General features: G+C 40.2%; 6 protein-coding genes. 1 reads left to right on the forward strand and 5 read right to left on the reverse strand.

What is annotated here, in order from left to right:
* Positions 1-48: 48 nt before the first annotated feature.
* The 5 genes from EDM54_RS25685 to EDM54_RS25700 form a co-directional block, all read right to left on the reverse strand.
* On the reverse strand, positions 49-1,131 hold the full coding sequence (locus EDM54_RS25685; protein WP_024985470.1) for a YcaO-like family protein: 1,083 nt from the start codon (positions 1,129-1,131) through the stop codon (positions 49-51).
* Positions 1,124-1,957, reverse strand: a complete 834-nt coding sequence (locus tag EDM54_RS25690) for a nitroreductase family protein (protein ID WP_170208419.1) — start codon at positions 1,955-1,957, stop codon at positions 1,124-1,126. Before EDM54_RS25690 ends, EDM54_RS25685 begins: the two co-directional genes overlap by 8 nt.
* Complete coding sequence (locus EDM54_RS25695; RefSeq protein WP_170208418.1) at positions 1,950-2,816, reverse strand: McbB family protein; 867 nt, start codon at positions 2,814-2,816, stop codon at positions 1,950-1,952. Before EDM54_RS25695 ends, EDM54_RS25690 begins: the two co-directional genes overlap by 8 nt.
* Before the next feature lie 645 nt (positions 2,817-3,461).
* Positions 3,462-3,656 carry a hypothetical protein gene (locus EDM54_RS26280; protein WP_141334298.1) on the reverse strand — a complete coding sequence of 65 codons (195 nt, stop codon included), beginning with the start codon at positions 3,654-3,656 and terminating at the stop codon, positions 3,462-3,464.
* A gap of 659 nt (positions 3,657-4,315) precedes the next feature.
* A complete protein-coding gene (locus EDM54_RS25700; protein ID WP_024985256.1) occupies positions 4,316-5,254 on the reverse strand; it encodes a DUF2167 domain-containing protein in 939 nt (312 codons plus the stop codon).
* Positions 5,255-5,496: 242 nt separating this feature from the next.
* Here EDM54_RS25700 and EDM54_RS25705 point away from each other — a divergent pair, with 242 nt between their 5' ends.
* On the forward strand, positions 5,497-6,729 hold the full coding sequence (locus EDM54_RS25705) for an NAD(P)/FAD-dependent oxidoreductase (protein ID WP_122959083.1): 1,233 nt from the start codon (positions 5,497-5,499) through the stop codon (positions 6,727-6,729).
* Positions 6,730-6,984 lie beyond the last annotated feature (255 nt).

Raw genomic sequence — 6,984 nt, forward strand, 5'->3', positions numbered from 1 at the left:
TTCTAGGTGCGAAAGTTGAGTAATTAAGTAATGCATAGGTATCTCCTTTTATAGTATTGGACACATTGGAATACTTTTTAAAGACTCTTGATCTAGATTGACTGTAAACCGATTGACATCGCTATCAATATTGATATACTTCTTAAGTGCAGCGTGATTGTAAAGATTAGGGGAAATGGCTTTAATAACTATTAAATTTCTATTTACAATTTGATTTAAAACAACTGTATGTAGTTCTTTTACCCAAAATGGTAGGTTTTGAACAATAAGGTCTATTTCCCCTTCAGCATCTAATGTTGAAAATTCGTTATCCTTCCTTTGTTCCTCATAAGTGTCTAGACCATCTAAAATTTCAATATACTCTAGACATTCAGGGTTCATTTGAGAATTTAAAACGATGCCAGAATAGGAATCGGAATCTAGTTCTTCTGTTTGGAACCTAAAAAAAGCGTCATCGTAAACTTCTTTGAGTAAATATGCTTCTGACATAGCTTTATGAATCGCAGTAGTAAGAACAACACTTGAACCTACTCCTGCCATAAATTTAAAAGGAGTAATATGATTTGGATTTATCACAATAATAAACGCAACTTTTAATGGACTGAATGTTTCTTCAACATAAGCTCGTACTTGGTATCCTTCTTTCCGAAAAAGGTCAAAGTATATTGAACTATAACGAGTTAAATCAAGTTTTCTTCCTTGTTTACCATACCAAAAAAGAAAAGTGGAATTTTTTTCCAAAAGTTCTTTTATTGCATTTAACATAGCCACATTACTGTTTGTGTAAGTTGCCGTTCCAGAAGTATCGGAAATAAAAGGAGCTTTGTTATTCAGTCTAGTATAGTATTTTGATATATAGGATACACTCCCACTTATTAGATCAAATGATCTAATCATATCATCTTCATCAGCTCCATTGGCTCCAATTACTAATGCTCGGCGTTCTAAGGATTCAGAAAAACCTTTCATAATTGACTTTTTTTTATCTCGAGAAATTGAGCCACAGTCAACCGGCCCTAGTCCACCATCTTCACTTTTGAATGTTCCGATCCTTGATGTCGATAAATAGATCGTTTTATTAATGAAAATTGATTCTTTATAACCAAAATTTCTTTTAGATACCTCAAACATCATTTTTTTCACCAAACCACTGGATTAATGCCACTGGTGCTAATCTGGGATTTAAACCAGATAAATATGTTAAAGCATTATCATTAAAACCAGCAAAGCAGAAGTCACCTAAGTTATTAAATTTACTAATTGACTCCCTAAAACTTTGGCACATTGCTCCTACTTCTATTAGTGCATATCTATAGCCGCGTTTTCGATATTTAGTTATAGCCCGTTTTAAATCAATAGCGTAACCAATTGCTATATTCGAAAATAAAAAACTGTCAGTTGGATTAATTTGTTTTTTTACTTCTTCAATACTTTGCTCGCTATATTCCTTAAGTAAAATCAACTCAAATTGTGTAGAATTAAATAAATAACACCCCTTAATATCAACGCCTTTTAGTACATTTTTATTAAAAATGTATACGAGTGGTAATATTGGGTACAATCCTCCTGCAGAAGGATAGTTTTTGGATAAAGTGTTAGAAAATCTTCCGAATGAATCACGTAGAATTTCCCCAAAGTCATCCATCTCTATACTCCAATCATTCACAAATGTTCTGCAACTTCTACTGCGTTCGACAAAATCCGGTTCAACACTGAATTGGAAGGATTTCTCATAATAATCTGGAATAATGTCAGTAAATTCGACCAAGCCCATCCATTCAAGCAAATTCTTATCATATTCGAACATAATCTCTGATATCCAACAGGTTTCTTGATGCATTTTTATAACTTCGTTTAGTAACCGGTTATTAAGAACCTCTGCTTGCAAGTGATTCGAAAAATCATCTTCCCTTCTTTTTTGCACTAATAATTCCTGCTTCTCATTCCTTCTATTCATAACAATCACACAGCTCCCAATGAATTGAAGTATCTTCATACTTTTTCAAATCGTCCAACTTCATTATCGTAGCCTTATTAATGTCTTCATGATGAATTTTAGAGTAGGTGAAATCATTTATTAATAATTGAATGCGCTTGACTAAACATGCGGCAATAATAATCCGTTGAGCATTAGTTAATGGAACGCCGATTTCTATGTTTTGATCCAAAGAATAAAGAATATCAACAACTTGTTGATAAGTTAAATTTTCTGCGCTTCCAATCCTCATATGTGATTCAATGTGACCAATATGACAGCAATGGCAAGGATTACACCAATTTCGATTGTAAAGTGAATCCATATAAAATTTATTATTATAAATATAGCTCATCAAAAGATAGGAATTATCTGCTTTTAAATGCCTATCCCTTATCATCTTACCTAAGTTTTTGTTATAAGGATTAAGAAAAACCAGCGATAGTTCATTTTTCCCAATTTGTTGTAAGTCATTTATTTCAATTGACTTAATTGATAATTTGTCTTTGAAATCTTCCGATAGTGTTTTTAACAAAATTTCATCTATAAAAGAATCATTACTCATAACTGTAATTAAATCGATCTTAATCTTTTTTTCTTTTACAGCACTTATTAACCCATTTGTTTCAAGAAATTCAATAGCTTGCATTTTGTCATCTTTGAAACACTCTTCTAAAAACGATTCTGAAATTTCTTTCATGTCAGTTTTGTCCCATAGCAATATTAAATCTATTAGTTCCCTATTGTGAATCTTCATTATTCCATTTATAGTTTGAACAACCAGTTCTCCATTTGGTAAATAATGGCACAAAAATTTATTGATTCGATAGTTTGAAATCATATTTACATTCACCTTTGCCTTCATTCCGTATTTATATCAACGCTGACCTATTTTGATATACCATAGCCGGTTTTAAATGACCCAAACTGCAATTTTTTCTGTTTGTTAGACGGTTGAGGCTCAGCATTTCTTTCACGATATTGTTTAACAGTTTCTCTTAATGTTGAAACGATAAGAGAGTAGTTATAGTATCGCTACAAAATAACTCTATCAATCATTAGATTATCCATCAGTTGTCCCAATTAGTAAGGATTCGGTACTGCTTGTCAATAGGAACCTTTCCACATGTCTTACACTTACTACCTGAAAAGAGATCGGCCTCAAAACTTCCAAACGGTAAACTAACCAATTTCGTTAGTAAACAGGAATCTAGGTCAAACTTTATTCCGAAGTCGTTTGGTAATTATCTAGCCCGTTTACCGTGTATGCTCTTCGCAAATCCTCAATAAACTGCCGGTTTTCGAAGTATATGTACGGATTGATCACTTTAATCCAGGTGAGGGTGAATCAGTTTATCCCGAAGGTGACATTTATGTTTAAAAATTCTTAGCCAAATTCAAAACAGCAAGTAAATATCTTTGCACCAACCTTCATTTTGAATTTGGCCGAATTTACTAAGCCCTACTCCAAAGATATAACAGCATTTTATTTTTTAGCTATAGTAGCAGCACCGCTGCTTGATGATGAAGATGAGGCACAAAGTCGACCGCCGCCTTTTGATTTGTCAGTTAAAGATTGAATAGTGTTGAAATTCGAACCAATACCAAACTTTGAAACTCCTAATCCACCCCCATCACCGATAATTTCTTTGCTGGCACCTCGAACAATCTCTTTTTCCATACTTTTATATACCCTCCCAAAAAAAATTAATGATGGACATAAATTCCATCTGTTTCTAATATAAGGTAATTGTGAAATTTTGTAAAGAAAATCAAATTGTTATGCCAATATTCTGATATTTTTGCCAATAATCTCGAGAGTATTTTTGCATTTCCAATTTTAGTCGTTACTACTTTTAGAGCCTATGTGTTATTTTTGGATCTGATGCTAGATTAAATATTGAACACTGAGAACAGAGAGCACACCAAAATACTTAACAAGATATGATAAGGAATTTAAAATACAAACGAATCAACTTATCCAGGAAGGTGTTTCAGTGGACCGGGTAGCCTAGCATGAACACGTTGCAACGCTAGAGCAGCCAATTTTAAGTGAGATGGTTTAGAGGTTATCTATGGAAATCTGTAGGTTATTTAAGTCCTGATGATAAGGACTGAGCAACTTTCAGAAGCCTACTCGTGACCATAGGGAGGAGCATGGAATCTTAATAAAGGCATTGCGCTTCATAGCAAATAACAACATACGAATCAAGACAAAATTAGAAGGTCTGAGTCCAGTAAATTATCGACTCAAACCTTACATGATTTCAAATAACTTTTGGGGCCACTTGCTTTTACCGCCGGTGATTTCTTTTTATTTTCCTTCTACCGGTATTCTCCTTATACCGGCGGGTTTTGGCTGGCAGGAGGATTTTGGTTGTTGTCGCCTGGAGGCTGTTGCTCCATCGCTGCCTGTTGTTCTGCCTGAGCAGCGGCCTGCTTTTTCTTTTTGCCAGTCAGGAATCTCCACAGTCCGCCGATCGCAACTACGATCAGGACCCAGCCCTTTTTCAAAAAGAGCAGCAGACCCGCGAGAATCCCCACTTTCTTTGCAATCGCGACGCCCAAACCGCCGAGGACAAGCCCAGTCAGGCCGTACTCTGCCACTTTGTCTGTCGCTTCATTGAAATCTTCGTAACGATTGCCTTCTTTCAGTTTAAAAGTAGGAATGATTTCATCATGCAGCTTCTTTTTATCGCGTTGCAAATTGTTCGGATCGGAAATCAGCAGAAAAGAAACAAAGCCTTGGCGGGTCAGAACCTGAACGTTGTAGTTGATCAAAGGAGTCTTCTGGTAATCCTCGCCAAGCATGGACCATTCCAGCGTGTGGGTTTTCTCATCGTAGAACGGCTTTACATCCCAGCCGATGACGTGTAGCTGGTCTTCCGGCTTTCTTTCCTTGTTCGCCGCTTCCGTTCCTTCCTTGTAGCTTTCCAAAATGGCATCGGCGTCAATGTTGTTCTTTTCCTCGTCCTTGATATGCCCTACCTCTTCGTACTCCATGACGACGATCCATTGCTCATTTTCATTCTGAGGAAAAATGCTTCCGATTTCATTTTCGGTGGGAATATTGCCGATCTGCTTTTGCAGCTTGATTGTGTCCTCACCACTCAAAAAGACAAAATCCTTGCCCAGATCCAAAGTACCAAGACCTGATCCGACCTCGACGGATTTTCCTCCTTCGATCCAGTTCAGCTCTGGCTCAGCACTCGCTGCAGCGACGACCCCAAACGTCATGGCAACGCTCAGTAAACAAGACAGGATGGTTTTTTTCTTCATTTTCTAGTCCTTTCTCTCTCTAGCCCTTGGTTTTGTAAAAACGAACCTCCACATCGTACCATACAGTTTTAAACAGGGAAAATCATACAATTCTCCCAAAAAGAAAAACGAGCTTGGATTTTCTAGTCCCTATTTACCATGCATTTCCTACCAGTCCCCTAACAAAAGGAGGGATGCCGGAATGGACAAGACCCAAAAAGGCTACGCTATCAAAAAATGCGCAAATCGGGAGCGATACCGCCATGGATCTACATACCGGAACCTTTTACTGGCCAAACAGGCTTCCTGATCCCCCCTCCTATCCCGCTCTGGATTCTGATCTTTCCTGTGACGTGCTGATTATCGGCGCGGGGATTTCAGGGGCCCAATGCGGCTACTACCTAAGTGAGCTGGGGCAGGACGTCGTGATCGTGGAAAAGGGCAAGGCCGGGCTTGGCAGCACTTGTACCAATACGGCAGTATTGCAATATGCCGGAGATAAAATGGCCCACGAGCTGGCAGACAGCTTCGGGGAAACCGCCGCCATCCGCCATTTGAAGCTGTGCCGGGAAGCTATCGATGACATGGAAGCAGCTATCAGGGATATCGGGCGGGACACAGAATTCGAGCGTCGGGACAGCTTGTACTACGCGAGTGCGAAAAAGGATGTCGCGAAGCTTGAAAAAGACTTCGCCCTCCTCACGAGAAACGGCTTTTCCCTTGATCTTTTGACGGAAAAGCAAATCAGGCAGCGCTATCCATTCTCCAAGCATGCTGCCCTCTACATCTACGGCGACGCCGAGATGAATCCGTATGCGTTTACGCTGGGTCTGCTGGAAACCGCCCATGCCAGAGGGGTCCGCATCTATGAGAACACCAAGATTACGGGCAAGAAGCTGAATAAAGACGGGACTGCCTTCATCCTGACTGACGGGAGCTGCCAAATCCGGGCCCGCACAGTGATCGTTGCCGCCGGCTGCGAGAGTCTTGCATTCAAACGCGAACAGAATGCCTCGGTCATCAGCTCCTACGCCGTGATTTCAAACCCCGTCGACGACTTGTCCATGTGGTCCGACCGCACGTTGATCTGGGAGACTGCCCGCCCTTACATGTACATGCGAACGACGAAGGATAACCGCATCATCATCGGCGGTCTGGATGAAAAGACCGCCTCCGCAAACAAGCGAGACTCGATGCTGCCCCAGAAAAGAGAGAAGCTGATCCAAAAGTTCAACGAGCTCTTTCCAGGCCTGAACGTACAGCCCGCCTACCAGCTTGCCGCATTTTACGGAGGGTCGCGTGACGGCCTTCCGATGATCGGCATGTACGATGATTACCCGGGCTGGTACTTTTTGTTCGCCTATGGGGACAGCGGGATTGTCTACAGCATGCTGCTGGCCAAAATATTGCGGGATGTGATCATAAGCGGCTCTCATCCTGATCTGGGATTATACCGTCAGCAGCGTCCTGGTGTTCATGAGCAGCCTGTCATCTGATTGGCTGCCAGCAAACTTCAGCAGATTGCTTTGGGATGCAACAGCCCCGGAATCATAGACTTCAGAAGTTGGAGATCCCATTCTCCATCTGCTCCCTGTACAGATAGAATCGAGTAGGAGGGGGCGACTAACCCCCGTCCTCTCACACCACCGTACGTACCGTTCGGTATACGGCGGTTCACCAAGCTTGACGAATTTGAGAATATCGTTGCACTAAGCTTTTCAGCCCTTGTTGTTGCCAGTAGGCAATGCCGA

Source organism: Brevibacillus borstelensis (assembly GCF_003710865.1).
GTDB lineage: Bacteria > Bacillota > Bacilli > Brevibacillales > Brevibacillaceae > Brevibacillus > Brevibacillus borstelensis.

Excerpts from the sequence above, each read along its gene's own strand:
- EDM54_RS25685 (WP_024985470.1), bottom strand. The coding sequence starts at position 1,131 with ATGTTTGAGGTATCTAAAAGAAATTTTGGTTATAAAGAATCAATTTTC.
- EDM54_RS25690 (WP_170208419.1), bottom strand. The coding sequence starts at position 1,957 with ATGAATAGAAGGAATGAGAAGCAGGAATTATTAGTGCAAAAAAGAAGG.
- EDM54_RS25695 (WP_170208418.1), bottom strand. The coding sequence starts at position 2,816 with ATGATTTCAAACTATCGAATCAATAAATTTTTGTGCCATTATTTACCA.
- EDM54_RS26280 (WP_141334298.1), bottom strand. The coding sequence starts at position 3,656 with ATGGAAAAAGAGATTGTTCGAGGTGCCAGCAAAGAAATTATCGGTGAT.
- EDM54_RS25700 (WP_024985256.1), bottom strand. The coding sequence starts at position 5,254 with ATGAAGAAAAAAACCATCCTGTCTTGTTTACTGAGCGTTGCCATGACG.
- EDM54_RS25705 (WP_122959083.1), top strand. The coding sequence starts at position 5,497 with ATGGATCTACATACCGGAACCTTTTACTGGCCAAACAGGCTTCCTGAT.